Source organism: Streptomyces sp. NPDC031497 (assembly GCF_055580905.1).
This window is the reverse complement of record NZ_JBVIKO010000036.1, coordinates 38,912-63,137: the sequence shown is the minus strand read 5'-3', so window position 1 is coordinate 63,137 and position 24,226 is coordinate 38,912. Positions and strand designations below refer to the sequence as shown.

The window sequence follows — 24,226 nt, the reverse complement described above, 5'->3', positions numbered from 1 at the left end:
CCGGTCGCCACAGTCGACGGCCCCCGCACCCCGGCCCCCGCGCTCGGCGGCCTTCTGGAAGCGCCCCCCGCCACGGACTGCCCCCGGGCCCCCGCCGACGGCATCCGGAGCCAGGCCGCTGTAGTCGCCACCCTCAGATCCCAGGCCTCCGCTCCGGACAGCCTCCGCTCTCCGGCCCCCGCTCCCGACAGCCTCCGGCCCCTGGCCTCCGCACCCGACGGTCCCCGCATGTTCGCGCCATCGCCATCTCCATCGCCCCCTCCCGCCGACCTCCACCCGGCATCCCTATCACCCCTCCCCTCACGCCAACCCCCCATCCGCCACCCCCTCCCCGTCGCCCTCGCTCGCCACCTCCTCCCCCTCACCCTCGTCCTGCTCCTGGCCGGTGCCCTCCTCTGCGTGGTTCAGCAGGTCCGCCCAGCCCCCTATGGCGACCACCTCACCCCCGGTCCGGCGGCGCACAGCGCACGCGCGCGCGGGGCCGTGGTCGAGGCGTACGACGGGCGGACCCTGCGGTGGCGGTACGCGCGCGTGGGGCGGCGTCCGCTGAGCGTGCTGCCCGCGCGCGGGCATGCGATCGCCGTCTGGGACGACGGGCTCGTCACCGACACCGACGGCCGTTCCGTGCGCTGGCACCGCGCCCTGCCCGCGGCCACCGGCTGGCTCCGGCGACAGGGCGGCACCGGCGTCCTGCGCCCCCTCGGCCGCGGCATCCTCGCGGTCGTCACCCCGGCCCGCATCGCCGCGTACCGCACCGCCGACGGCGACCTGCGCTGGGTGCTGCCCGCCCGCGCGGGCTGCGCGTTCCGTCCCGAACGTGCCGTACGTCACGGCCCGGCCCTGCTCGTCGCCCAGCCCTGCGCGGACGGCGCCTGGACCGCGCAGCTCATCGCCGTGGACGACCTCGGCCGGATCGCCCCGCACCGCGCGCCCCTCGGCAACGGCCTCCCCGGCACCCGCCCCGAACACCCGCGCACCGAAAAAGCGCTTGCGCCGCCCCGTTAGACTTGGCCCATGGCCATTCTCCTCGCGCAATAGACGGCGGGAACGTCCTCAGCCGCCCACCCGTCAATCCCGTACGCCCTGGAGTCTGTCCGTGATCTCCGCCTCCGGTATCGAGTTGCGCGCCGGTGCGCGCATCCTCATCGAGAACGCCACCTTCCGTGTCGCCAAGGGTGACCGCATCGGTCTGGTCGGCCGCAACGGCGCAGGCAAGACCACCCTCACCAAGGTCCTGGCCGGCGACGGCGTCCCCGCCGCGGGCACCGTCACCCGCTCCGGCGAGGTCGGCTACCTCCCGCAGGACCCCCGTACCGGCGACCTCGACGTGCTCGCCCGTGACCGCGTCCTCTCCGCACGCGGCCTCGACGTGCTGATCCGCAAGATGCGCGAGAACGAGCAGCGCATCGCCAACGGCCAGGGCGCCACCCGCGAGAAGGCGCTGCGGCAGTACGAGCGCCAGGAGACCGAGTTCCTCACCAAGGGCGGGTACTCCGCCGAGGCCGAGGCCGCCACCATCGCCGCCGCGCTCAACCTGCCCGACCGGGTGCTCGGCCAGCCCCTGCACACGCTCTCAGGCGGTCAGCGCCGCCGTATCGAGCTGGCCCGGATCCTGTTCTCGGACGCGGACACGCTCCTGCTCGACGAGCCGACCAACCACCTGGACGCCGACTCGATCGTCTGGCTGCGCGACTACCTGAAGACCTACCGCGGCGGCTTCATCGTGATCTCCCACGACGTCGACCTGGTCGAGACGGTCGTCAACAAGGTCTTCTACCTGGACGCCAACCGCTCCCAGATCGACGTCTACAACATGGGCTGGAAGCTCTACCAGCAGCAGCGCGAGGCCGACGAGAAGCGCCGCAAGCGGGAGCGCGCCAACGCCGAGAAGAAGGCGGCCGCGCTGCACTCGCAGGCCGACAAGATGCGCGCCAAGGCCACCAAGACGGTCGCCGCGCAGAACATGGCGCGCCGCGCGGACAAGCTGCTGGCCGGCCTGGACGCCGTCAGGGTCTCCGACAAGGTCGCCAAGCTCCGCTTCCCGGACCCCGCGCCCTGCGGCAAGACCCCGCTGACCGCCGAGGGCCTGTCGAAGTCGTACGGCTCGCTGGAGATCTTCACCGACGTCGACCTGGCCATCGACAAGGGCTCCCGAGTGGTCATCCTCGGCCTCAACGGCGCCGGCAAGACCACCCTGCTGCGGCTGCTCGGCGGTGTCGAGCAGCCCGACACCGGCGAGGTGCTCGAGGGCCACGGCCTCAAGCTCGGCTACTACGCCCAGGAGCACGAGACCCTGGACCCGGACCGCACGGTCCTGGAGAACATGCGCTCCTCCGCCCCCGACATGGACCTCGTCGAGGTCCGCAAGGTGCTGGGCTCGTTCCTGTTCTCCGGCGACGACGTCGACAAGCCGGCCCGTGTCCTCTCCGGCGGCGAGAAGACCCGGCTCGCCCTCGCCACCCTGGTCGTCTCCTCGGCGAACGTCCTGCTCCTCGACGAGCCGACCAACAACCTCGACCCCGCCAGCCGCGAGGAGATCCTCGGCGCCCTGCGCACCTACAAGGGCGCGGTCGTCCTCGTCACCCACGACGAGGGCGCCGTCGAGGCGCTCCAGCCCGAGCGGATCATCCTGCTCCCCGACGGTGTCGAGGACCTGTGGGGCGCCGACTACGCGGATCTGGTCGCGCTCGCCTGAGAACCGGGGGAACCGGCGCCCTTGCCCTCACGTGCCGGTCTCGTCGTCCTCGTTTGATCGAATGCCTGATCCACTGGCTATGGATCATTCGGCTTATCGGTGATCCATCATCTGTGTGAGATCTCCTCGTATCGAGGTGTGTCCTGCACCGATTTCGCGGCCGATCCCTTTGTCGACAAGGGGTCGGCCGCTTCCCATGTCTGACCTGGCACTTCGCGGAAGAACCCGTTCGGCCTCATGGACCACACCCGCAGGAATCATGGATTCCGCTTGTGGGGATGCACTCCTGTCGTCACAACGATGTCTCACGGACCTTGCCGAATGGGTGGCCATCGCGCCCCGGAGGGGTGATCATGAGGGGACCAGAGCGCACTTCCCATGAGGAGGCACGGGTGGCCGAGACTCTGAAGAAGGGCAGCCGGGTAACCGGCGCCGCGCGCGACAAGCTCGCGGCAGACCTGAAGAAGAAGTACGACTCCGGTGCGAGCATTCGGGCACTGGCCGAGGAAACCGGCCGCTCGTATGGCTTCGTCCACCGGATGCTCAGCGAGTCGGGTGTCACGCTGCGTGGGCGTGGCGGGGCGACGCGGGGCAAGAAAGCCGCGTCCTGACCCCGGGCGGTCCACCGGCTTCGATGGTGGCCACCCGGTCGGCCGACTGATCGGCCGGGTGGTTACTGTGCAGTCACTTAGCATGCCGTACGGCAATGCGTGATGACCGCACACATCGGAGGCGCCCCATGGCTTCGCCCGACCAGGATCTCGTTCCTGTTCTCGACAAGGACGGCGTACGGCTCACCGTCGACGACGCGCTCGCCACGGTGACGCTGACCAACCCGACCAAGCGCAACGCCCAGAGCCCCGCGCTGTGGCGGGCGTTGGCGGAGGCCGGGCGGTCGCTGCCGGGGTCGGTCCGGGTTGTCGTGCTGCGCGGTGAGGGCCAGTCCTTCTCCGCGGGCCTCGACCGGCAGATGTTCTCGCCGGAGGGGATCCCGGGCGAGCCGACCTTCGTCGAGCTCGCGCGCCGTGACGACGCCGGACTCGACGCGACCATCTCCGAATACCAGCAGGCGTTCACCTGGTGGCGGCGCAACGACATCGTGTCGATCGCCGCCGTTCAGGGTCACGCCATCGGGGCCGGCTTCCAGCTGGCCCTCGCCTGCGACCTGCGCGTCGTCGCGGACGACGTGCAGTTCGCCATGCGCGAGACCAGCCTGGGCCTGGTGCCCGACCTCACCGGTACGCACCCGCTGGTCTCCCTCGTCGGCTACGCCCGCGCGCTGGAGATCTGCGCGACCGGACGGTTCGTACAGGCCGAGGAGGCGGTGACGTCGGGGCTCGCCAACCTCGCGGTGCCCGGTGCCGAACTCGACGCCGCCGTGCGGGACCTGGCCGCGGCGCTGCTGGCCGCGCCCCGGGACGCGGTGGTGGAGACCAAGGCGCTGCTACGGGGCGCCGGCGACCGTACCTACGAGGAGCAGCGGGCTGCTGAGCGGCAGTCTCAGGCTCGGCGGCTGCGGGACCTGGCGGGCGTGGGCGAGTAGTTCGGTGTGGGCGGGGGCTGGTCGCGCCCACGCGCCGACAGCCGCGTGCCGATACAGCCCCGCGCCCCTTTCGGGGCGCTTCAGCTGACGTCCGTCACCAGCACCGCCACCGTGGGGTGATCCCCCAGCGCCGCGCCGACCGCGGCACGGACCGTCCTCGCCACGTCCACGGCCCTGGGCACGTCGGCCAGCGCCACCTCCACCCGCACATGCCGGCGCGGCAGCGCGGCCTCGAAGTGCACCTCCCGGCTCAGCGCCCCCGTCACCCGCGCCACGCCCGGTACCGCCAGCGCCACCGCCGTCACCCGAGCCCCGTCCGGATCGGAGCCCTCCCGGACCGACGGCGGCCGAGGCGGACGTACCACCTCCGGCTCCGCCCGGTCCGCCGCCAGCAGGTCGGTCACCCGCAGGTCCACCTCGGTCACCGCCAGCCCGAGCCGCGCCGTCGCCGCGGCCGCCAGGGCCCGGCGCAGCCGTGCCGCCGTGGCCGGCAGCGGCTCGGCGGCGGTCGCCGCGAAGTCCGCCGACACCCGCAGCGGCCCCGGCGGCACGGCACCGGGCGGTGGCGGCACGACGGGTTCCGTCACGTCCTCCGGATCCGCCGGCTCGATCCGCACCGCCCCCAGCCGCACCCCCGGCACCCCGGCCGCCGCCCGGCGCAGCACCGCGTCGGCCGCCGCCTCCGTGAGCCAGGTCCCGTCGTGCGGTCCGCCCAGCGGGAGCAGTCTGCCGAAGCCCAGCCGGTGCCGTCCCGCTTCTGTCCATCGGTCCGACGTCATTGCTCCAGCCTGCCGCATCTCCGGGGCATCACAGGGCATCCGCACCTACCTTGGTCGCAGGACGACCACCGGAAGGGGCGCACGGCGATGACGGAGATGGCTGCGGAGCCGGAGAAGGACCCGAAGGACCCGACGGTAAGTACCCGGAAGACCGTCAGACGAGGCGGCGGTGACCCGTCGACCCGGGGCCGGACCACGATCGCCGACGGTGTGGTGGAGAAGATCGCCGGACTGGCGGCCCGGGACGTGGTCGGCGTGCACGCGATGGGCAGCGGACTCGCCCGCACCTTCGGTGTGGTCCGCGACCGGGTGCCGGGCGGCTCCAAGTCGGTCACCCGGGGTGTGAAGGCCGAGGTCGGCGAGGTGCAGACCGCGCTCGACCTGGAGATCGTCGTGGACTACGGCGTCTCGATCGCGGACGTGGCCCGCGCGGTGCGGGAGAACGTGATCGCGGCCGTGGAACGCATGACCGGACTCGAAGTGGTCGAGGTCAACATCGCGGTGAGTGATGTGAAGCTGCCCGAAGAAGAGGAAGAGGAGCCGGAGTCCCGGCTTCAGTGACGGCTGAGGGGAACGCACCATGAACTTGGCCGTGGTCGGCATGATCGCCGGCATGGCACTGGGCTTCGCCGGATACTTCGGCGGGTTCGGCGCCTTCCTGCTGGTGGCGGCGCTGGGCGCCGTCGGGTTCGTCGTCGGCAGGTTCGCGGAGGGAGACCTCGAACTCGGCGACTTCTTCCGCAACCGCGACGACCGGCGTGACCGGCGGCGATGACCACCGCGAGCAGTGCGACGCGCAGGCCTGCGACGGCCGTGGCGCCCGGCGAGCGCGGTGCCGTCCGGATCGCCGACCGGGTGGTGGCGAAGATCGCGGCACAGGCGGCCCGCGAGGTGCTCGGCCCCCTCCCGAAGGACGCCGTGGCCCCGCACGCCACGGTGGCGGTCCACCACGGCACCGCCCGCGTCCGGGTCCACCTGGAACTGGACTATCCGTCCGACATCGCAGCCCGCTGCGCGGCTGTGCGTCGGCATGTGGTCGAGCGGGTAGGCGCGTTGGTGGATATGGAGGTGCGGGAGGTCGCCGTGTACGTCGAACGGCTGCATCCGGCCCAGACGCAGGGGAGGGCTTGATGAGCACTGAGCAGACACAGGTCGTCGAGAAGCCACCCGAGGCCGCGCCGCCCCCGGCCGGCCACGAGGCCCGCTTCTGGTCGCCGCGCCGCACCCCCGCGGCCCTGATCGCCGTCCTGCTCCTGGTGACGGCGGCCGCCTTCCTGTACGACATCACGGCCGTACGGGCCCACCATCCCGCGATGCACTGGCGCCGCGAACTGGCCCGGCAACTCGCACGGCAGTCCCTCGACGACCCCTGGGTCCTGTTCGGCGCGGGCATCGCCGCGGCCCTCGGCGTGTGGCTGCTGACCCTGGCCGTCACGCCCGGCCTGCGGGACGTGCTGCCGATGCGCCGCAGCCAACCCGACGTGCGCGCCGGGCTGCGCCGCGACGCCGCAGCGATGGCGCTGCGCGACCGGGCCATGGAGATCTCCGGTGTACGCCGGGTGCGGGTACGACTGCACCGCTCCCGTGTCCATGTCCTCGCCGTCTCCCACTTCCGTGAACTCGACGAGGTGCGGGCCGACCTGAAAGCGGCACTCGCCGACGCGATCCACGGCCTGGGGCTGGCCCACCCGCCCAGGCTGACCCTGCACGTCGTCCGCCCCGGCCGGAAGGGATGAGCGATGCTCACGGCGATCAACCGCGTACTGACCGGTCTGGTGGGCCTGGTGCTCCTCGCCCTGGGCGGCGCGGTCCTGGCCGTCGGCCTCGGCGCCCCGGCCCCCTCCTGGTGGATCCACGACGGCCGTCACGACGTCCTCCTCAGCACCGCCGAACGCACCCACTGGCGTGCGGCGGGCTGGTGGTGGCCGACGGTCCTGGCCGCCCTGGCGGTCCTGCTCCTGCTGTCCCTGTGGTGGCTGACCGCGCAACTGCGCCGACGCCGTCTGACCGAGGTCCTGGTGGACACCGGGGACGGCGAGAGCGCGCTGCTGCGCGGCAGGGCCCTGGAGACGGTCCTGGCGAACGACGCGGCTCACCAGCAGGGCGTCACCCATGCCCAGGCGGTCCTGCGGGGCAGGCGGACGGCTCCGGAGGTACGGGTCTGGCTCCAGCTGGACCCGGACATGCCACCGCGCGAGGCCCTGGACGACCTCACCACGCAGGCACTGGCCCACGCCCGGGACTCGGCGGCCCTGAAGAAGCTCCCGGCGGAGGTCCGGCTGACGTCGGTGAAACACCGCGCGGAGCGGGTCACCTGACACGCCGTCCGACGGACCGGCTCCGGCCACGGGAATCTCCACCCGCGGAACCGGGTTGCTTGCCGTTGTCATGACGACGGGAAGACGGGAAGAGGACGGGCGCCGATGAGCCTTCGTCAGTTCGAGTACGCCCTGGCCGTCGCCGAGGAGGGCTCGGTGACCGCGGCCGCGGAGCGGCTGCACGTCGCCCAGCCGTCGATGTCCCAGCAGATCCGTGCCCTGGAGCGGGAGCTCGGCGTGGAGCTGTTCGCCCGTACGCCGACCGGACTGGTGCCCACCGTCGTCGGCCGTGCGTTCCTGCGGGAGGCGGAGACCGCGGTGACCGCGGCACGGCGGGCGCGGGCGACGGCGCGGGCCGGCGCCGACGAGCTGGTGGGCGAGCTGGTGGTCGCCGTGCAGATGGGCTTCGGCACCCGGCAGCTGCCGCGCGCGCTGGGCGAGCTGCGCCACCGCTACCCGCGCCTGGAGATCACCGTCTTCGAGGAGCCGGGCTCCGCCGAGCTGGAACGGCTGTGCCGCCAGGGCGTGCTGAACCTCGCCCTGATGGCCGCGTGCGAGCGGACCGCCTCCGACGCCCACCACCTCGGTGACGAGGAGTTCGTCGTGGTGCTGGGCGCCGGGCACCCGCAACTCGCCGCGGACCGCGTCGACCTGCGGGAGCTGGCGGGGGAGCCGTGGGTGCGCTTCGACCGCGACAGCGCGCTCGACGCCGTCCTGCTGGACGTGGAGCGGACCAACGGACTGGCCCCGGCCACGGCGGCCCGGGTGTCCCAGACGGCGACCGCCGTGCGCTGGGCCGCCCACGGGCTCGGGGTGACGCTCGTCCCGGCCTCCGCGGTGCCTCAGGGCCACGAGCATCTCGTACGCCCGGTGTTCCCGGCCGTGACCCAGCCCGTCGTCGCCGTCCTCCGGCCCGGCGCGGGCCCGGCGGAGGCGGCCCTGCTCGAATTCCTGCGCAAGGAGACCTGGTCCGAGTCCGTTTTCTTCACGCCGGTTTCCTGAGTCCCGAGAAGGATGCGGGCGCCACCGAATTACTTCTGCGGAAAACAGCGTTCCGGAATCCCACCGGAATCACACCGGAATCCCATCGGAATCACGCCCGAATTCAGCAGGCGTCAGCCCCGGGGGAATTCGCCGCCGTCCACGATGAGATTGCTCCCGGTCAGCCAGCTCGCCCGTTCGGAGGCGAGGAACAGCACCGCGTGGGCGATGTCGTCGGGCCGGCCGTCCCGCCCCAGCGGCGCGGTGTCGGCGGCGTTGACCGCGCCCGGCTTCAGGTCCAGGCGTGCCCACCGCTCCCGCGCCTCCTCACCGCCGGGAGTGGTGACCCTGCCGGGGGTCACGGTGTTGACCCGGATCCCGAACGGGGCCTGCTCCGAAGCCAGTCCCCGGCTGTAGTTCTCCAGTGCCGCCTTCGCCGCCGTGTAGTGCAGGAACGGCGCCACCGGGGCGAGTACCGCGGCCGAGGAGACATGCACGATCACCCCCGAACGCCGCTCCCGCATCCCCGGCACCAGCAGCGAGTCCAGCCGCACCGACGCCAGGAAGTTCAGGTCCAGCGCCTCCTGCCACTCCTCGTCGGGGATGGCCGAGCTGCCCTCGTACGGCCGCCCCCCGCCCGCGTTGTGGACCAGGACGTCCACCCCGCCGAGCACCTCCCGCGCGGCCGTGGCCAGGGCCTCGGCGCCGGCCCGGGTCCGTACGTCGGCCGTCACGAAGGCGGCCCCCTCCGGCACCGTGCCCGTCGCCGACCTGGCGGTGGTGAGCACCTCGGCGCCCGCGTCCAGGAGCCGGCGCACCACAGCCGCGCCGATTCCGCGAGAACCACCCGTGACGAGGGCCCGCTTTCCGGCGAGTTCCCGCGTTCCCGATCCGTTCTCGATTGTGGCCATGCCACCGTTCCTTTCCCTCGCGTTTCGGTTCGTTGTTCACGGTACGGAGGGAGAAGAACCAGAGGCAAAGACGAAATAGCAGCGGCTGCCATAGGGAACCCCTATGGCGTTCCGACCGTCAGAATCCGTGCCGCATACCTCCGTCGACCGGCACCATGATCCCGGTCAGATAGGACGCCGCCGGCGACAGCAGAAACGCGCCCACCCGCCCGAACTCCTCCGGCGTCCCGTACCGCCGCAGCGGAATCCGGGACTCGTTCTCCATCCGGGTGGCCGTGGGGTCGGCCGACAGCGCGTCCAGCGCCCGCGCCCGGTCCGTGTCGATCCGCGACGGCAGCAGTCCCACCACCCGGATCCCGCGCGGCCCCAACTCGTCCGCGAGCGACTTGGCGAACCCGGCGAGCCCCGGCCGCAGCGCGTTCGAGATCGTCAGTCCGGGAATCGGCTCGTACACCGACCCGGACAGCACGAAGCCGATGACACCGCCGTGCTCCAACTCGGCCGCGGTCGCCCGCGCGAGCCGTACGGCCCCCAGGAACACCGCCTCGTAGGCGGTCTGCCACTGCTCGTCCGTGTTGTCGGCGATGAACCCGGCCGGGGGTCCACCCACGCTCACGAGAATGCCGTCGAAACGCCCGAACCGCTCACGGGCGGCCGCGATCACCCGCTCCGGTGCGTCCGCCTCCGCGTTGTCGACGGCGATGCCCGCCGCGTTCGGCCCCAGCTCGGCCACCGCCTCGGCGACCGTCTTCTCGTCCCGTCCGGTCACCACGACCTTCGCCCCGTCGGCGACCAGTTCGCGCGCTGTGGCGTTGCCCAGCCCGCGGGTCGCTCCGGTGACGACGTACACCCGGTCCTTCAGTCCAAGATCCATGCGCCCTATCCTGCCTCTTCGCCGCCGAACAGTGTGAGGGCGGTGTTCACCAGCCCGATGTGGCTGAACGCCTGAGGGAAGTTGCCCAGCAGACGCCCGAGTTCCGGTTCGTACTCCTCGGAGAGCAGCCCCACGTCGTTGACGAGTCCCACCAGCCGTTCGAACAATTCCTTCGCCTCGTCGGTACGGCCCGTCATGTGCAACGCGTCGGCCAGCCAGAACGAGCAGGCCAGGAAGGCGCCCTCGCCGCCCGGCATGCCGTCGACGCCGATCGCGTCGGTGTCGTAGCGGCGCACGAAGCCGTCGTGGCCCAGGTCGTCGCGGATCGCGTCCACCGTGCCGATCACCCGCGGGTCGTCCGGCGGCAGGAAACCGAAGCGGGGGATCAGCAGCAGGGCGGCGTCGAGTTCACGCGAGCCGTAGTACTGGGTGAAGGTGTTGCGCTTCGGGTCGAACCCCTTGTCGCACACCTCCCGGTGCACCTCGTCGCGGAGCGCGCGCCAGCGCTCCAGTTCGCCCTCCAGCTCCGCGTGCTCCTCCAGGGTGCGTACCGCGCGGTCCGCGGCCACCCACACCAGCACCTTGGAGTGCACGAAGTGCCGGCGGCCGCCGCGCACCTCCCACAGGCCCTCGTCCGGCTGGCGCCAGATCTTCTCCAGGAACTTCATCAGCGAGCACTGGATGGCCCACATGTGCGGCCTGGTGGACAGGCCGGCGTTGCGGGACAGCGACAGCGAGTCCATGACCTCGCCGTACACGTCCAGCTGGAGCTGGTCGACGGCGCCGTTGCCGACGCGCACCGGCGCCGAGTCGGCGAAGCCGGGCAGCCAGGGCAGTTCGAACTCGGGCAGCCGGCGCTCACCGGCCAGGCCGTACATGATCTGCAGGTCGGCCGGGTCGCCGGCGACCGCGCGCACCAGCCAGTCGCGCCAGGCCTCGGCCTCCTTGTGGTAGCCGGCCGACAGCAGGGCGCCGAGGGTGAGGGTGGAGTCGCGCAGCCAGCAGAAGCGGTAGTCCCAGTTGCGCACCCCGCCCAGCTCCTCGGGCAGCGAGCTGGTGGCGGCGGCGACGATACCGCCGGTAGGCGTGTACGTGAGCGCCTTGAGCGTGATCAGGGAGCGCATCACCGCGTCCCGGTGGGGGCCGTCGTAGGTGCAACGGGCGCTCCAGCGCCGCCAGCCGGTGACGCTGGAGCGCAGCGCCTCGTACGGGTCCACCAGCGGCGGCCGCGGCTCGTGCGAGGGGTGCCAGGTGAGCACGAACGCGACCCGCTCGCCCGCCGCGACGGTGAACTCCGAGTGCGTGCCGAAGTCCTCGCCCCAGGTCCGTACGGACGGTTCGCTGCGCAGCCACACCGAGTCGGGACCGGCGACGGCGACCCGGTTGCCGCCCGAGCGGCGCATCCAGGGGACGACCGAGCCGTAGTCGAAGCGGAGTCGGAGCGTGCTGTGCACGGTGACGCGGCCGCTGACGCCCTCGACGATGCGTACCAGGTCGGGCGCGCGGTCGCGCTGGGGCATCAGGTCGGTGACGCGGACCGTGCCCTCGGGGGTCTCCCACTCGGTGTCCAGGACCAGTGTGTCGGGCCGGTAGGCGCGCCGGGTGCATGTGGTGGCGTCCTTCGGGGCGATCCGCCAGTGGCCGTTGTCCTCGTCGCCCAGGAGCCTGGCGAAGCAGGCGGCCGAGTCGAACCGGGGCACGCACAGCCAGTCGACGGAGCCGTCCCGGCCGACCAGGGCGGCGGTCTGTTCATCGCCGATGAGGGCGTAGTCCTCGATGCGTCGGTCCACGGGTTCCGGTTTCCCGCCGGGTCGGTGGGCCAATCAGGGGGTGCGCCGGGGGAGTGACACCGGGCTCAGACGGCGGCCGCCGGTTCCGCTTCCGTCGCGGGCTCTTCCTTGGCCGCCTCCTCGCGGGTGCGGGCCTCACGGCGGACCAGCACGAACCAGCCGTAGGGGACGCCCGCGGCGAACAGCCACCACTGGATCATGTACGCGTAGTTCAGCGGGGCGTCTTCCTTGCCCGGGTCGGAGATCTGCTCCGGGGTGTCGCCCTTGGGCTCGGGCGCGGTCTGCTGGACGTAGCCGCCGAGCACCTGCTTGCCGAGCCGGCGCGCCTGTTCCTCGCTGTTGATCAGCATGATCTGCCGGTCGGGCAGGCCCTTGAGGTCCTTGATGCCGCTCGCCGCGGTGGTCTCGTCGGGCATCAGCCGGCCCTGGACGGTGACCCGGCCGGCCGGCGGGGCCGGGATCTTGGGGAACGCGGTCTGGCTCGGGCCGTCCGAGGGGATCCAGCCCCGGTTGACCAGCAGCACCCTGCCGTCGGCCAGCACGAAGGGGGTGAGGACGTGGTAGCCGACCTCGTCGTCGGAGTTGGTACGGCGGCGGACGACGACCTCGTCGGCGGTGTCGAAGGTGCCGGTCGCGGTGACGGTGTGGTACCGCTCCTTGCGGGTCACCGCGTGCCCCGGCTCGGTCACCCGCTCCACGGGCACCGCCTTGGCGTCGAGCGCCTGGGCCACCAGGGCGTTACGGGCACTGCGCTCCTCGTACCGGTGCTTCTGCCAGAACCCCAGCCGGATCATCGTGGGGATGAGGAGCAGGGAGATCAGGGTGAGGATCACCCACTGCCGGGTCAACAGGAAGCGGTACACGAACAGAGACCGTACCCCTCGCGTGCCGGCTCTCCGAAGGAGGGCCCCCTCGGAGAGCCGACAACCCCGCCGGTCGTGCTCGGCGTCGGCGCTACGCCGACCAGGTGTCGCACCTGGTCGGCGTAGCGCCGTCGGCTTGCGAGCGCCCGCCCCGCGCCCGACGATGCGGCTTATGACACGTTGCGAAGTGTGTGGGAACGACTACGAGCTGGCGTTCACTGTCGAGACCCGGGACGGGGCACGTCACGTCTTCGATTCGTTCGCCTGTGCGATCCATCGTATGGCTCCCATCTGTGAGCACTGCCAGGTGCAGATCATCGGCCAGGGCGTCGACGCGGACGGTCACTGGTACTGCGGCGCGCACTGTGCCCGCACGGAGGGCAAGGTCGGCATCGTGGCCAAGGTCGGCTCCGCTGTGTAGCCGACGGGCCTCTGGGCGGGGTGGATGACCACGGCCCGGAGCACCTTCCGGACGACCCGGACCCGGCCCTGTCCGATCTTGGCCCAGCAGGCGCCTGCCGCGGTGGCGGGCTGTGCTCCGGAGTCCGGGTCGTGCTCGAATGGCCGGCCCGGCCGCCACGTGGAGGCTCCGCGACCGGGCCCGGGCCGTGGTACCCGCCTACGAGACCGGGCTGGTCGGACCGGGTGACTCCGGACGAGGGACAACCAGCCCGGCTGGGGCACAGGACGATCCCGACGTCCCTGGCGGCCCACGGCTCGTCAACACCGGTCCGGGCAGACGCAGGGCCGCGACGACGGAGACTCAGTGCCAGCAGGTGGCCTCGCCGTCGTCGTTGCTGCCGTCGGAAGTGGTGCCGATCGACACCTCGTAGGCGATTCCGGTGCCCACCTCGGGTGCCGGGGAGTAGGCCTCGATGCGGTTGTCGACGTTGAGCAGCAGGTGCCGGCCCTTTTCGGTCCTCGTCCAGCAGGCTCCCTCCACGGTGTCGGGCGCCGCATCAGGAGACGGATTGTGCTCGAACTGCCAGCCGGCCGCCGTGGCCTCCTTCGAGTAGTGGGCCATCACGTCCTCGAGCTTGCCGGGGTAGGCGTAGACGCGATCCGCGTGCAGCCAGGGCTTTCCGCTCTTGTCGTAGGTGTGGGTGCGGGTGGTGCAGTAGGCGTCGGCTCCGGCGTCCTGGACCTGGGTGAGACGGCCCGCCGCGTCATAGGTGTAGGCCTGGGACGCGGTGACGCCGGGCGTGCCGCTGCGCTCGGCCGGGGCTTTCCGGCCGAGCGCCTTGTGCGGGCGTCCGTCGAGTGAACAGACTCAGCCGTCCTGCTCTTCGGCGAAGCCGCCCAGTGTCTCCCCGAGGCGGTGCCGTGCCGCATCCAGACGCTCTTGTCCACGGCCCGAAGTCAGCCCGTCGCCCCGTGGAAGTCTCCTCGCGCGGTCACTTCTCCGATGCCGGCGCCACGTCCCGCAGCAACTGCCCGAAGGCCGCCTCGTCGACGACCGGCGTGCCGAACTGGCGTGCCTTGAGCACCTTCGAGGTGCCCGAGTCCGGGTCGTTGGTGACGAGCAGGCTGGTGAGCCGCGAGATGCTCGTCGACACGTGCAGGCCGGCCTCGACGGCCCGGTCCTCCAGGAGCTCCCGCTCGGTCGAGGTGTCCCCGGAGAACGCCACCCGCATGCCCTGCCTGAGCGGGCTGCCGTCCTCGTACCGTCCCGGGTTCGGATACGGGCAGGCCGGCCGCTTGCGGGACGGACGCCAGCTGTTCGCACGGTAGCCGCCGCCGTAGCCGCCGCTCGCCTGCTGCCCGATCCGGGGCGTCTCCGACCACTCCGTCAGCGGCCGGCACTCGAGCAGCGGCAGCCGTACGTTGCCCGCCGCCGCGGCCCGCAGGCTGGGCCGGAACGCCTCCGCGAGCACCCGCGCGTCGTCCAGCGCGTGGTGCGCCCGCCGCTGCACGACACCGAAGTGCGCGGCCAGGGTCTCCAGCTTGTGGTTGGGCAGCGGCAGCCCCAGCTCCTTGGAGAGCGCGATCGTGCACAGCCGCTGCTTCACCGGGGGCTCGCTCTTCGCGCGCGCGTACTCGCGCGCGATCATCTGCCAGTCGAAGACCGCGTTGTGCGCGACCAGCACCCGGCCGTCGAGCCGGGCCGCGAACTCGTCTGCGACGTCGGTGAAGAGCGGCGCCCCTTCGAGGACCTCGCTCGTCAGACCGTGGATCCACACCGGGCCCGGGTCGCGCTCGGGATTGACCAGCGTGTACCAGTGGTCCTCGACCTCGCCGCGCCCGTCCAGCCGGTAGACGGCCGCGGAGATGATCCGGTCGTCCCGGGCAAGGCCGGTGGTCTCCACGTCGACGACCGCGTACCCCTCGGGATACGCGGCGGGCCACGGGGTGCCGGCGGAGACTGCGGTCGTCAGGTCTTCGAGCATGGTCATTGAGGATACGGGCCCCGGCCGACAGTCCGGTCCGTCAGGTCGCCCGCCGCCACCGCCCGTTCGCATGTCCTGATTGCCCTTCGCGTGGCTATGGACCTTTTCGCCGCCCGGTGCCACCGTGCACCCCGCCCGGCGCTGACGCGGCGACGACTCCGCGGCGGCGCGGCGCTCGGACGGTCGACGGAAGGGCGGTACGGCGGATGGCACGCGCACGGTACGGCGCTCGGACCGAGGCGGAGATCGCGGCCGCGCGCACCACGAGACTCCCGGACGTCTGGTCCACCGGCGTGGTGGCCGTCTGGGAGAGCGACCCGGACGCGGTCGCGGCGGTGCTGCCGCCCCCGCTCAAACCCACCGGCCGCCCCCTGGTCCGCGTCAGCATCAGCCAGGTCCGGCTGCCCGGATACCCGCTGGGCGCGGGTTCGTTCGCGGTCGCCGCCGCGCACGGCGCGGCCGAGGGCTGGTATCCGCTGGTGATGCCGATGACCCACGAACGCGCCCTCACCGGCGGCCGTGAGGTCTTCGGTGAGCCCAAGAAGCTCGGCGAGGTGACCGTGGAGCGCGAGGGCGACCACGTCCGCGCGGTACTGGCCCGGCACGGCGTCGCCTTCGTGGAGGTGCGCGGCACGGTCGGCCCCCCGCTGCCGCTGCCGGAACCCGCGCCGAAGACCGACTTCTACTTCAAGTTCCTCCCCGCGGTCGACGGTTCCGGCTTCGACGGTGACCCGCTGCTGGTGCACTGCGTCCGCGAGGAGAAGGTCCGCCGGCTGGAGCGCGTGACGGGAGAGGTGATCCTCCGTGAGTCGGCGTACGACCCGGTCGCCGACCTCCCGGTGCTGCGCCTGCTGGACATCACCCTCGGCGAGAAGACCAGCGACCAGCGCGGCCGGATCGCCGAACGGGTCGACCCCCAGGCCCTGTTGCCCTACGCCCACCAGCGCTACGACGACGCCCGCCAGATCGTCGACGCGCCCCCGGAACGGAGCGAGGCCTGATGGAACTCGGTGCCGGACAGGTCGCCGTCGTCACCGGCTCGGCGAGCGGGATCGGGCTCGCGATGGCCCGGCGGTTCGCCGCCGAAGGCCTGAAGGTGGTCCTCGCCGACGTGGAGCCGGCCGCCCTGGAGAAGGCCGCGGCGGACCTCCGCGCGGCCGGTGCCGACGTGCACACGCGCGTGGTCGACGTCGGCGTGCGCGAACAGGTCGTGGAACTCGCCGAGTCGGCCTACGACACCTACGGCGCGGTGCACGTCCTGTGCAACAACGCCGGGGTCGGTTCGGGCGCCGAGGGCCGCATGTGGGAGCACGAACCCAACGACTGGAAGTGGGCGTTCGAGGTCAATGTGTGGGGTGTCTTCCACGGTGTACAGGCTTTCCTGCCGAGGATGATCAAGTCGGGTCAACCCGGTCATGTGGTCAATACATCCTCCGCCGACGGCGGTATCGCGCCGCTGCCGACGGCCTCCGTCTACGCGGTCACCAAGGCGGCCGTGGTCACGCTCACCGAGTCCCTGTACGCCCATCTCAGGGCGGAGCACGCGCGCGTGGGCGCCTCGGTGCTCTTCCCGGGGCCGCACATGCTGCGCACGGGTCTGTGGGAGTCGCACCGCAACCGGCCCGAGCGCTACGCCAAACAGCGGCCGCGCAGGACGCCGTACCGCAGCCTCGACCAGTGGGAGGCGGCGATGCGCGCGGCGGGCAAGGAGGTCGCCTTCACACCCGTCGAGGAGGTCGCCGAGTTCGTCGTGGCGGGCATCCGCGCGGACCGCTTCTGGCTGCTGCCGGAGAGCGACCACAGCGACGACCGGATCCGGGCGCGGGCGCGCTCGATGCTGGACCGGGCCAACCCGTCGTACCTCGAGAGCTTCATCCTGGACTGAGCACCTGGACCGACAGGGGGCTGTCGTGACCTCGTTCGACGATCCGTATCTGATCATCTCCTCCGACTGTCATGCCGGGCTGCCCACCGAGGAGTACCGGCCGTATCTGGACGCCCGCTTCCACCGGGACTTCGACGAGTTCCTCGCCGGGCGGGACCGCCGCCGGGAGGAGATGACCCGGCTCGGCATCCGCAACGAGGCGTTCGCGAGCAAGTGGTTCCAGGACAACGAGGAGGGCCTGCGCGGAGGCTGGGACAGCGCGCAGCGGCTGAAGGAGCTGGACGGCGACGGCGTGGCCGCCGAGGTGGTCTTCCCGGACGCCGACGCGGTCGACAGCCGGACGGCCGCACCCTTCGGGGTGGGCCTCGGCCTCTCCGGCGACCACGACCCGGAGCTGGGCATGGCGGGCGCGCAGGCCCACAACCGCTGGCTGGCCGACTTCGTCTCCGAGCACCCCGAACGGCACTGCGGGGTCGCCCTGTTGCCGGTCACGGCCCCGGTGGACCGCGTCGTCGCCGAGGTGCACCGCGCGAAGGAGACCGGCCTCGGCGCGCTGATGATCCCCGCCATGTGGGTCGACAAGGAGCCGTACCACGACCGCCGTTACGACCCGGTGTGGGCGGCCGCCGCCGAGTGCGGGATGCCGGTCCTCACCCACTCCGGGGCCGCCCCGCGCCACGAGTACGGCGACCATCTCGGCATCTACGTCAGCGAGGTGACCTGGTGGCCGGCCCGGCCGCTGTGGTTCCTGCTCTGGTCGGGGGTCTTCGAACGCCACCCCAGGCTCAGGTTCGGCGTCGCGGAGTCGGGCTGCTGGTGGCTGCCGAACCTGCTCTGGTTCATGGACCGCCTCTACCTCGGCGCGCACGGCGGCAAGAAGCTGTCCCCCTTCGAGGAGCTGAAGCGGCCGCCGCACGAGTACCTGGACCGGCAGGTCTTCGTCTGCGCCACCAACACCAAACGCCGTGAACTCGCCCAGCGCTACGAGATCGGCGTCGACAACATCCTCTGGGGCAGCGACTTCCCGCACCCGGAGGGCACCTGGCCCGACACGCGCGCGTGGCTGCGCCGCACCTTCCACGACATCCCGGTGGCCGAGACCCGCCGGATGCTGGGCCTTGCGGCGGCCGAGGTCTTCGGCTTCGACGTGGCGCGCCTGACGCCGCTGGCCCGCCGTATCGGCCCCACCCCCGCCGACCTGGGCCAGCCGGCCGACCAGACGGCCGTGGCGGCCTCCTGGGCGCGCTCGCGCGAGGTGGGCCGCCACTGGCTGACGGACAACGACTTCCCGGTTCTGGGGGTGACGCGGTGACCGACCGCTACACGGTGATCTCGGCCGACTGCCACGCGGGCGCCGATCTCCTCGACTACAAGCCGTACCTGGAGAAGCGGTACCACGACGACTTCGACGACTGGGCGGCAACCTACGTCAACCCGTACGAGGACCTGCTCTCCGACTCCGCCGACCGGAACTGGAACTCCGCGCGGCGGCTCGCGGAGCTCGAGCAGGACGGGATCGTCGCGGAGGTGATCTTCCCGAACACCATCCCGCCGTTCTTCCCGTCCGGTTCCCTGATGGCCCCCGCGCCGACGGGTGCGGAGACCGAGCTGCGCTGGGCGGGCCTGCGCGCCCACAACCGCTGGCTGGCCGACTTCTGCGCCGACGCGCCCGGCCGCCGGGCCGGTGTCTTCCAGATCCTCCTCAACGACGTCGACGAGGCCGTCGAGGAGATCCGCCGGGCCGCGGCCGCGGGCCTGACGGGCGGCCTCATGCTGCCCGGCACCCCGCCCAGCTCGGGCCTGCCCGAACTGCACGCGCGCGCGTACGACCCGATCTGGGCCGTCTGCGCGGAACTCGGCGTCCCCGTCAACCACCACGCGGGCTCGGCGTCCCCGCCGCTCGGCGACGAACCGGCCGCCCGCGCGGTCTTCATGGTCGAGACGACCTGGTTCTCGCACCGGGCGCTGTGGCACCTGGTCTTCGGCGGCGCCTTCCGCCGCCACCCGGACCTGAGGCTCGTGCTGACCGAGCAGGGCTCCGGCTGGATCCCCGGGGTCCTGGCCATGCTGGACTACTACCACGGCCGCCTGCTGGCCGCGGCCTCGACGGCGACGACCGCGGAGGCGAAGTTCGGGGCGGGGCTGGCCGAGGGCATGGGCAGGTCGCCCTCCGAGGTGTGGCGGTCGAACTGCTTCGTCGGCGCCAGCTTCATGCGCCCGCACGAGGTGCCGCTGCGCGACCGCATCGGCCTGGACAAGATCATGTGGGGCAGCGACTACCCGCACGACGAGGGCACCTACCCCTACACCCGTGAGGGCCTGCGCTTCGCCTACGCGGGTGTCCCGCGCGACGAGGTCGCGGCGATGCTCGGCGGCAACGCGGCCCGCGTGTACGGCTTCGACCTCGACCTCCTCGACCCGATCGCGGCCAGGGTGGGACCGACGGTCGCGGAGATCGCGGAACCGCTGCGGGAGCCGCCGGCGGACGCCACGAGTCCGGTGTTCGCGCGCGGGGCCTCGGTACGGGTCTGGTGACGCCGGTACTCCCCTCACCGGGAGCGGGGTGCGATCCTCCCTGTCGTGACGGAACAGACGCACGACAACGAGGCCCACGGGGGAGCGCTCGGCTCCCGGCTGAACTGGCTGCGGGCGGCCGTACTGGGCGCCAACGACGGCATCGTGTCGACGGCGGGCATCGTCGTCGGCGTCGCGGGCGCCACCGGGGACCGCAGCGCCCTGCTGACGGCCGGCCTGGCGGGGCTGCTCGCCGGGTCGATGTCCATGGCGGCGGGCGAGTACGTGTCGGTGTCCACCCAACGCGACTCGGAACTGGCCGCCCTCGCGCTGGAGAAACGCGAGCTGAAGGAGCAGCCCGAGGCGGAACTGGAGGAGCTGACCGAACTGCTGGAGCGGCGCGGGCTGTCCCGGGAGGTGGCACGGGAGGCGGCGGTCCAGCTCACCGAGCGGGACGCGCTGAAGGCCCACGCGAGCGTGGAGCTGGGCATCGACCCGGACGAGCTGACCAACCCGTGGAACGCGGCGCTGGCGAGCTTCCTGGCGTTCACGGTCGGGGCGCTGCTGCCGCTGCTGGCGATCGTGCTGCCGCCCGCCGACTGGCGGCTTCCGGTGACCGTGGGGTCGGTGCTGGCCGCGCTGGTCCTGACGGGATGGAGCAGCGCGCGGCTGGGGGCGGCGGCGGTGGGTCCGGCGATGCTACGGAACGTGGTGGGCGGCGCGCTGGCCATGGGCGTCACCTACGCGGCGGGGAGTCTGCTGGGGGCGGTGGGGGTCTAGCGGCGCCCCGGCCGTTGGCGGAGATCGCCAACAAGCAAGCGCATACCGCGGGCAATACTTGTGGGTAACAACGTCTAGCCGCAGTCGACCAGCGGTTCTACGGTGCCCCCATGCCGAACCTGCCCGATGTCGTGCTGTGGTCGATACCCGCCTTCGTGCTGCTCACCGTGATCGAGGTGATCAGCTACCGCATCCATCCCGACGACGACAGCGACGGGTACGAGGCCAAGGACGCCGCCACCAGCGTCGGCATGGGGCTCGGGTCGCTCGTCTTCGACTTCGTCTGGAAGATCCCGATCGTCGCGATCTACTGGGCGGTCTACGAACTCACCCCGCTGCGCGTTCCCGTCCTGTGGTGGACGGTCCCGCTGATGCTGTTCGCGCAGGATTTCTTCTACTACTGGTCCCACCGCGGCCACCACGTCATCCGCATCCTGTGGGCCTGCCACGTCGTCCACCACTCCAGCAAGAAGTTCAACCTCACCACCGCACTGCGCCAGCCCTGGACCTCGCTGACGGTCTGGCCGTTCTACGTCCCGCTCGTCGCCGTCGGTGTGCACCCGGCCGCGCTCGCCTTCTGCTCCTCCGCGAACCTCGTCTACCAGTTCTGGATCCACACCGAACGCATCGACAAGATGCCCCGGTGGTTCGAGTTCGTGTTCAACACGCCGTCCCACCACCGCGTGCACCACGCTTCCCAGGGCGGCTATCTGGACCGCAACTTCGGCGGGATCCTGATCATCTGGGACCGGTTGTTCGGCTCGTGGGTGCCGGAGGTCGAGCGGCCGGTGTACGGGTTGACCAAGAACATCAACACGTTCAACCCGATCAAGGTGGCCACCCATGAGTACCTGGCCATCGGCAGGGACCTGAAGGCCGCCCGCAGTTGGCGGGAGCGGGCCGGGCGGGTGTTCGGGGGGCCCGGCTGGGCACCGCCGGCCGCCGTGGAGCAGACCGAGGAGTCCGTGGCCGCGTGAGAGCGTCCCGGGCACTGCTCGCCGCCTTCGCCCTGGCCGTCGCGGCCGACCTCGGCTGCTTGGCCGCCGGCTTCCACCCCGGGCACATCGTCGCCAAGGTGCTCCTGATGCCGCTGCTGGCCGCCTGGACCGCCCGCGCGGGCGGCCCGCGGCTGCTCGTCGCCGCCCTGTTGTGCGGCTGGGGCGGCGATGTGCTGCTGCTCTCGGACGCCGACCCCGCCTTCATGGCGGGGATGGCCTGCTTCGCCGCCGGACACGTCTGCTACCTCGCCCTGTTCCGCCGCCACGGACCGCCACACGCGCGTGCCGGTGTTCTCGCCGTCGCCTACGCCGCCGCCCTCGTCATCCTGGTCGTCCTGCTGTGGCCCGATCTGCCCGCAGGCCTCCGTCTCCCCGTCGCCGGCTACAGCACCCTGCTCACCGCCATGGCGTACACGGCGGTCACCCGGCTCGGCCCGGTCGCCGGGCTCGGCGGTGCGCTCTTCATGCTCTCCGACACCCTCATCGCGACCGGTGTCGCCGACTGGCCGCAGCTGCCCGGACCCGACTTCTGGATCATGCTGACCTACGTGGCCGGACAGTTCCTGCTGGTCCGGGGCACCCTCGACGCGCGGCCCGCGCCGGCCACGGCGTACCGTGAAGTGCGCCCGACCACCCCCTGAGCGCACTCACGACCTCGCACGAGAAGGATCCTCGCCATGCGCGCCACCACCATCCACGCCCCCTACGACATGCGTGTGGAGGACGTGCCCGAGCCGGTGGTGCAACTGCCCACCGACGCCGTCGTACGCGTGCTGCGCGCCTGTATCTGCGGCAGCGACCTGTGGGCCTACCGGGGCGAGGCGTCCCGGCAGCCGGGGCAGCGCATCGGGCACGAGTTCCTGGGCGTCGTCGAGGAGACCGGCTCCGAGGTGGGCACCGTCCGGCGCGGTGACCTCGTGGTGGCCCCGTTCATGTGGTCCGACGGCGTCTGCGACTACTGCCGCGAGGGCCTGACCACGTCCTGCGAGCACGGCGGTTTCTGGGGCTCGGTGGGGTACGACGGCGGCCAGGGCGAGGCCGTGCGCGTCCCGTTCGCCGACGGCACCCTGGTCCAGCTGCCCAAGGATGCGGCCTCCGACGACCACCTGCTGACCGGCCTGCTGACCCTCTCCGACGTCCTCGGCACCGGCCACCACGCGGCCCTCGGCGCGGGCGTCCGTCCCGGTGCCACGGTCGCCGTCGTCGGGGACGGCGCCGTCGGCCTGTGCGCCGTGCTGGCCGCCAAGCGGCTGGGTGCCGAGCGGATCATCGCGCTGGGCCGGCACGAGGTCCGCACCGACATCGCGCGTCGCTTCGGCGCCACCGACGTCGTCGCCGAGCGCGGGGACGCGGCCGTGGCGGCCGTCCGCGAGCTCACCCGGGGCCAGGGCGCGCACTCCGTCGTGGAGGCAGTCGGCACCGAGCAGTCCATGCGGACGGCCGTCGAGATCACCCGGGACGGCGGTGCGATCGGCTTCGTCGGCGTCCCGCACGGCAGCGGCACCGGTCTGGACCTCTCCGTCATGTTCGACCGGAACATCGCCCTGCGCGGCGGTGTCGCCCCGGTCCGGGCCTACATCCCCGACCTGCTGCCCGACGTCCTCGCCGGCACCGTCGACCCCTCGCCGGTCTTCGACCTGACCGTCGGCATCGAGGGCGTACCCGACGGCTACAAGGCGATGGACGAGCGCACCGCCCTCAAGGTGCTCGTCACCAACGACTGAATCAACGTCCCGGTCAATGGTTGATCAGGTCCACTTGACTGGGCGCACTTGATCGGGTCGACCTGATCAAGTCCATCTGATCAAGTCCATCTGATCGGCACCGGCAGCGCCGTCAGCACCCCCGACACCGCGACCACCACCCCCAGCACGGCCACCTCGGCCCGCGCGGGGAGGTACGCGGTGAGCGGGTCGGCCGCCCGGCGCAGCCGGAACCGCGCCCACAGCGCGAGCGCGGCGACGGCGGCGACGAGAATCACCTTGGCCAGCAGGGTGCGACCGTACGCCGTCGTCGTCAGCTGGTCCAGGATCGTGTCCGCGGGCATCCGCCGCAGCGAACTCCACACGCCCGTCGCGGTGATGGCCGCGAGCAGCACGGCGGCCACCCGCGCGTAGAGACCGAGCAGCACCGCCCCGGCCTCCCTGCCGCGCCACCGGCGCAGCAGGCGCAGCGCGTGCAGCAGACCACCCGCCCACAGCGTCGCGCAGCTCAGATGCACCAGGGTCAGAGCCGAGCCGAGCCACGGGCTGTGCTCGGGCGCGGGATGGGCGCGCAACGCCTCGGCGACGACCACCGCGGTCAGCGGCCACACCTGGAGCACCGGGCGGCGCGCGCGGGCGCACAGACCGGCCAGCAGAAAGGCGTTGACCTCGATCAGCGCCAACGTGCCGTCACGCGACTGGTACAGGCCGCCCACGTCGACGTCGGCGAGAGAGCGCGGCACCAGATTGCCCGTCGACACGACCGAGGCGAGCCCCAGCGCGGCGACGAAACCGGCGGTGGCCGCGAACACCGCCCAACTGGAAGGCCGTTCGGGCGGCGGGTCCGGCAGCCGGCGGGCCAGCCGGTCCACGCACAGCTCGCCCAACGGCACGCACAGAGCGGCGAACAGCACCCCGCGCAGCAAGGCGATGCCGCCCACCCCCGGTGCCGCGGCCTCCCCGGTGTCGTGCAACGCGACGGACGGTCCGAGCAGCGGCACCACCAGCGCGCCCAGCGCCACCAGAACCAGGACGGCGACGGCCCGGCCGGTACCGGGGCGTCTCGCGGGGCCGTTCGCGTCGGCCGCTTCGGTGGTCGGTCGTGTCGCCGTCACCCCACGATCTTCGCCAGTCATGACAGAACCGGGCAAGTAGCGGAAAACAACTGACGGAGCGTCATTCCGGCTCTTCGTACGTTTCCGGCC

The 24,226-nt window shown here is 72.1% G+C and carries 27 protein-coding genes; 19 read left to right on the top strand and 8 right to left on the bottom strand.

What is annotated here, in order from left to right:
- Positions 1-399 precede the first annotated feature (399 nt).
- The 4 genes from ACZ5K7_RS43660 (at position 400) to ACZ5K7_RS43645 (ending at position 4,238) form a co-directional block, all read left to right on the top strand.
- On the top strand, positions 400-1,005 hold the full coding sequence (locus ACZ5K7_RS43660; RefSeq protein ID WP_468923202.1) for a hypothetical protein: 606 nt from the start codon (positions 400-402) through the stop codon (positions 1,003-1,005).
- Positions 1,006-1,096: 91 nt separating this feature from the next.
- Positions 1,097-2,695, top strand: coding sequence for an ABC-F family ATP-binding cassette domain-containing protein (locus ACZ5K7_RS43655; RefSeq protein ID WP_351694677.1), 1,599 nt, complete (start codon positions 1,097-1,099; stop codon positions 2,693-2,695).
- 392 nt (positions 2,696-3,087) lie between these two features.
- Positions 3,088-3,306 (top strand): helix-turn-helix domain-containing protein, encoded by a 219-nt coding sequence (locus ACZ5K7_RS43650; protein ID WP_046727957.1) that lies wholly within the window; start codon positions 3,088-3,090, stop codon positions 3,304-3,306.
- A 128-nt stretch (positions 3,307-3,434) separates the two neighbouring features.
- Positions 3,435-4,238, top strand: coding sequence for an enoyl-CoA hydratase/isomerase family protein (locus ACZ5K7_RS43645; protein ID WP_468923197.1), 804 nt, complete (start codon positions 3,435-3,437; stop codon positions 4,236-4,238).
- Between the two features lie 80 nt (positions 4,239-4,318).
- Here ACZ5K7_RS43645 and ACZ5K7_RS43640 read toward each other — a convergent pair whose 3' ends face one another.
- Positions 4,319-5,017, bottom strand: coding sequence for a nucleopolyhedrovirus P10 family protein (locus tag ACZ5K7_RS43640; protein ID WP_351694673.1), 699 nt, complete (start codon positions 5,015-5,017; stop codon positions 4,319-4,321).
- An 87-nt stretch (positions 5,018-5,104) separates the two neighbouring features.
- Here ACZ5K7_RS43640 and ACZ5K7_RS43635 point away from each other — a divergent pair, with 87 nt between their 5' ends.
- The 6 genes from ACZ5K7_RS43635 to ACZ5K7_RS43610 all read left to right on the top strand — a co-directional run bounded on the left by ACZ5K7_RS43635 (position 5,105) and on the right by ACZ5K7_RS43610 (position 8,337).
- Positions 5,105-5,578, top strand: coding sequence for an Asp23/Gls24 family envelope stress response protein (locus ACZ5K7_RS43635; protein WP_450971668.1), 474 nt, complete (start codon positions 5,105-5,107; stop codon positions 5,576-5,578).
- Between the two features lie 19 nt (positions 5,579-5,597).
- Positions 5,598-5,792, top strand: coding sequence for a hypothetical protein (locus tag ACZ5K7_RS43630; RefSeq protein WP_351694672.1), 195 nt, complete (start codon positions 5,598-5,600; stop codon positions 5,790-5,792).
- A complete protein-coding gene (locus ACZ5K7_RS43625; RefSeq protein ID WP_351694670.1) occupies positions 5,789-6,148 on the top strand; it encodes an Asp23/Gls24 family envelope stress response protein in 360 nt (119 codons plus the stop codon). Before ACZ5K7_RS43630 ends, ACZ5K7_RS43625 begins: the two co-directional genes overlap by 4 nt.
- Positions 6,148-6,753 (top strand): DUF6286 domain-containing protein, encoded by a 606-nt coding sequence (locus tag ACZ5K7_RS43620; RefSeq protein WP_351694668.1) that lies wholly within the window; start codon positions 6,148-6,150, stop codon positions 6,751-6,753. The genes ACZ5K7_RS43625 and ACZ5K7_RS43620 overlap by 1 nt, the downstream gene beginning before the upstream one ends.
- Before the next feature lie 3 nt (positions 6,754-6,756).
- The gene (gene amaP, locus ACZ5K7_RS43615; protein ID WP_351694666.1) at positions 6,757-7,335 is read left to right on the top strand and encodes an alkaline shock response membrane anchor protein AmaP; all 579 of its coding nucleotides are present in this window, start codon (positions 6,757-6,759) and stop codon (positions 7,333-7,335) included.
- Between the two features lie 105 nt (positions 7,336-7,440).
- On the top strand, positions 7,441-8,337 hold the full coding sequence (locus ACZ5K7_RS43610) for a LysR family transcriptional regulator (protein ID WP_468923190.1): 897 nt from the start codon (positions 7,441-7,443) through the stop codon (positions 8,335-8,337).
- Positions 8,338-8,450: 113 nt separating this feature from the next.
- On the opposite strand, the gene ACZ5K7_RS43605 is transcribed toward ACZ5K7_RS43610, so the two are convergent.
- The 4 genes from ACZ5K7_RS43605 to ACZ5K7_RS43590 form a co-directional block, all read right to left on the bottom strand.
- Entirely contained in the window at positions 8,451-9,227 is a 777-nt protein-coding gene (locus ACZ5K7_RS43605; RefSeq protein ID WP_351694662.1) for an SDR family oxidoreductase, read from the bottom strand.
- Between the two features lie 118 nt (positions 9,228-9,345).
- Complete coding sequence (locus ACZ5K7_RS43600) at positions 9,346-10,101, bottom strand: SDR family oxidoreductase (protein WP_468923187.1); 756 nt, start codon at positions 10,099-10,101, stop codon at positions 9,346-9,348.
- A 5-nt stretch (positions 10,102-10,106) separates the two neighbouring features.
- Positions 10,107-11,891: a glycoside hydrolase family 15 protein gene (locus ACZ5K7_RS43595; RefSeq protein ID WP_468923184.1), complete on the bottom strand. Its 1,785-nt coding sequence runs from the start codon at positions 11,889-11,891 to the stop codon at positions 10,107-10,109.
- 65 nt (positions 11,892-11,956) lie between these two features.
- Entirely contained in the window at positions 11,957-12,754 is a 798-nt protein-coding gene (locus ACZ5K7_RS43590; protein ID WP_468923181.1) for an SURF1 family cytochrome oxidase biogenesis protein, read from the bottom strand.
- A gap of 172 nt (positions 12,755-12,926) precedes the next feature.
- Here ACZ5K7_RS43590 and ACZ5K7_RS43585 point away from each other — a divergent pair, with 172 nt between their 5' ends.
- On the top strand, positions 12,927-13,175 hold the full coding sequence (locus tag ACZ5K7_RS43585; RefSeq protein WP_351694655.1) for a hypothetical protein: 249 nt from the start codon (positions 12,927-12,929) through the stop codon (positions 13,173-13,175).
- Between the two features lie 342 nt (positions 13,176-13,517).
- Here the strand turns inward: ACZ5K7_RS43585 and ACZ5K7_RS43580 are convergent, their stop codons facing one another.
- Complete coding sequence (locus ACZ5K7_RS43580; RefSeq protein ID WP_468923177.1) at positions 13,518-13,778, bottom strand: hypothetical protein; 261 nt, start codon at positions 13,776-13,778, stop codon at positions 13,518-13,520.
- 370 nt (positions 13,779-14,148) lie between these two features.
- Positions 14,149-15,141 carry a DEDDh family exonuclease gene (locus ACZ5K7_RS43575; protein ID WP_351694651.1) on the bottom strand — a complete coding sequence of 331 codons (993 nt, stop codon included), beginning with the start codon at positions 15,139-15,141 and terminating at the stop codon, positions 14,149-14,151.
- Positions 15,142-15,347: 206 nt separating this feature from the next.
- Here ACZ5K7_RS43575 and ACZ5K7_RS43570 point away from each other — a divergent pair, with 206 nt between their 5' ends.
- The 8 genes from ACZ5K7_RS43570 (at position 15,348) to ACZ5K7_RS43535 (ending at position 23,042) form a co-directional block, all read left to right on the top strand.
- The gene (locus ACZ5K7_RS43570) at positions 15,348-16,142 is read left to right on the top strand and encodes an acetoacetate decarboxylase family protein (protein WP_468923174.1); all 795 of its coding nucleotides are present in this window, start codon (positions 15,348-15,350) and stop codon (positions 16,140-16,142) included.
- Positions 16,142-17,026 carry an SDR family NAD(P)-dependent oxidoreductase gene (locus ACZ5K7_RS43565; RefSeq protein ID WP_468923171.1) on the top strand — a complete coding sequence of 295 codons (885 nt, stop codon included), beginning with the start codon at positions 16,142-16,144 and terminating at the stop codon, positions 17,024-17,026. Before ACZ5K7_RS43570 ends, ACZ5K7_RS43565 begins: the two co-directional genes overlap by 1 nt.
- A gap of 25 nt (positions 17,027-17,051) precedes the next feature.
- Positions 17,052-18,338, top strand: a complete 1,287-nt coding sequence (locus tag ACZ5K7_RS43560) for an amidohydrolase family protein (protein WP_468923168.1) — start codon at positions 17,052-17,054, stop codon at positions 18,336-18,338.
- Positions 18,335-19,561 (top strand): amidohydrolase family protein, encoded by a 1,227-nt coding sequence (locus tag ACZ5K7_RS43555; RefSeq protein WP_468923165.1) that lies wholly within the window; start codon positions 18,335-18,337, stop codon positions 19,559-19,561. The genes ACZ5K7_RS43560 and ACZ5K7_RS43555 overlap by 4 nt, the downstream gene beginning before the upstream one ends.
- 45 nt (positions 19,562-19,606) lie before the next feature.
- On the top strand, positions 19,607-20,320 hold the full coding sequence (locus ACZ5K7_RS43550) for a VIT1/CCC1 transporter family protein (protein ID WP_351694641.1): 714 nt from the start codon (positions 19,607-19,609) through the stop codon (positions 20,318-20,320).
- A gap of 110 nt (positions 20,321-20,430) precedes the next feature.
- Positions 20,431-21,297, top strand: a complete 867-nt coding sequence (locus tag ACZ5K7_RS43545) for a sterol desaturase family protein (protein WP_468923161.1) — start codon at positions 20,431-20,433, stop codon at positions 21,295-21,297.
- The gene (locus tag ACZ5K7_RS43540) at positions 21,294-21,959 is read left to right on the top strand and encodes a lysoplasmalogenase (protein ID WP_468923158.1); all 666 of its coding nucleotides are present in this window, start codon (positions 21,294-21,296) and stop codon (positions 21,957-21,959) included. Before ACZ5K7_RS43545 ends, ACZ5K7_RS43540 begins: the two co-directional genes overlap by 4 nt.
- Positions 21,960-21,995: 36 nt before the next feature.
- Positions 21,996-23,042 carry a zinc-dependent alcohol dehydrogenase family protein gene (locus tag ACZ5K7_RS43535; protein WP_351694635.1) on the top strand — a complete coding sequence of 349 codons (1,047 nt, stop codon included), beginning with the start codon at positions 21,996-21,998 and terminating at the stop codon, positions 23,040-23,042.
- 80 nt (positions 23,043-23,122) lie between these two features.
- On the opposite strand, the gene ACZ5K7_RS43530 is transcribed toward ACZ5K7_RS43535, so the two are convergent.
- Complete coding sequence (locus ACZ5K7_RS43530; protein WP_468923154.1) at positions 23,123-24,136, bottom strand: CopD family protein; 1,014 nt, start codon at positions 24,134-24,136, stop codon at positions 23,123-23,125.
- Between the last annotated feature and the right edge of the window lie 90 nt (positions 24,137-24,226).

Bases quoted from the DNA above. Each gene is read 5' to 3' on its own strand.
- ACZ5K7_RS43625 (WP_351694670.1), top strand. From the start codon at position 5,789: ATGACCACCGCGAGCAGTGCGACGCGCAGGCCTGCGACGGCCGTGGCG.
- ACZ5K7_RS43600 (WP_468923187.1), bottom strand. From the start codon at position 10,101: ATGGATCTTGGACTGAAGGACCGGGTGTACGTCGTCACCGGAGCGACC.
- amaP (WP_351694666.1), top strand. From the start codon at position 6,757: ATGCTCACGGCGATCAACCGCGTACTGACCGGTCTGGTGGGCCTGGTG.
- ACZ5K7_RS43585 (WP_351694655.1), top strand. From the start codon at position 12,927: ATGACACGTTGCGAAGTGTGTGGGAACGACTACGAGCTGGCGTTCACT.
- ACZ5K7_RS43610 (WP_468923190.1), top strand. From the start codon at position 7,441: ATGAGCCTTCGTCAGTTCGAGTACGCCCTGGCCGTCGCCGAGGAGGGC.
- ACZ5K7_RS43545 (WP_468923161.1), top strand. From the start codon at position 20,431: ATGCCGAACCTGCCCGATGTCGTGCTGTGGTCGATACCCGCCTTCGTG.
- ACZ5K7_RS43565 (WP_468923171.1), top strand. From the start codon at position 16,142: ATGGAACTCGGTGCCGGACAGGTCGCCGTCGTCACCGGCTCGGCGAGC.
- ACZ5K7_RS43570 (WP_468923174.1), top strand. From the start codon at position 15,348: ATGGCACGCGCACGGTACGGCGCTCGGACCGAGGCGGAGATCGCGGCC.
- ACZ5K7_RS43580 (WP_468923177.1), bottom strand. From the start codon at position 13,778: ATGGCCCACTACTCGAAGGAGGCCACGGCGGCCGGCTGGCAGTTCGAG.
- ACZ5K7_RS43605 (WP_351694662.1), bottom strand. From the start codon at position 9,227: ATGGCCACAATCGAGAACGGATCGGGAACGCGGGAACTCGCCGGAAAG.
- ACZ5K7_RS43630 (WP_351694672.1), top strand. From the start codon at position 5,598: ATGAACTTGGCCGTGGTCGGCATGATCGCCGGCATGGCACTGGGCTTC.
- ACZ5K7_RS43535 (WP_351694635.1), top strand. From the start codon at position 21,996: ATGCGCGCCACCACCATCCACGCCCCCTACGACATGCGTGTGGAGGAC.
- ACZ5K7_RS43635 (WP_450971668.1), top strand. From the start codon at position 5,105: ATGACGGAGATGGCTGCGGAGCCGGAGAAGGACCCGAAGGACCCGACG.
- ACZ5K7_RS43575 (WP_351694651.1), bottom strand. From the start codon at position 15,141: ATGCTCGAAGACCTGACGACCGCAGTCTCCGCCGGCACCCCGTGGCCC.
- ACZ5K7_RS43620 (WP_351694668.1), top strand. From the start codon at position 6,148: ATGAGCACTGAGCAGACACAGGTCGTCGAGAAGCCACCCGAGGCCGCG.
- ACZ5K7_RS43640 (WP_351694673.1), bottom strand. From the start codon at position 5,017: ATGACGTCGGACCGATGGACAGAAGCGGGACGGCACCGGCTGGGCTTC.
- ACZ5K7_RS43645 (WP_468923197.1), top strand. From the start codon at position 3,435: ATGGCTTCGCCCGACCAGGATCTCGTTCCTGTTCTCGACAAGGACGGC.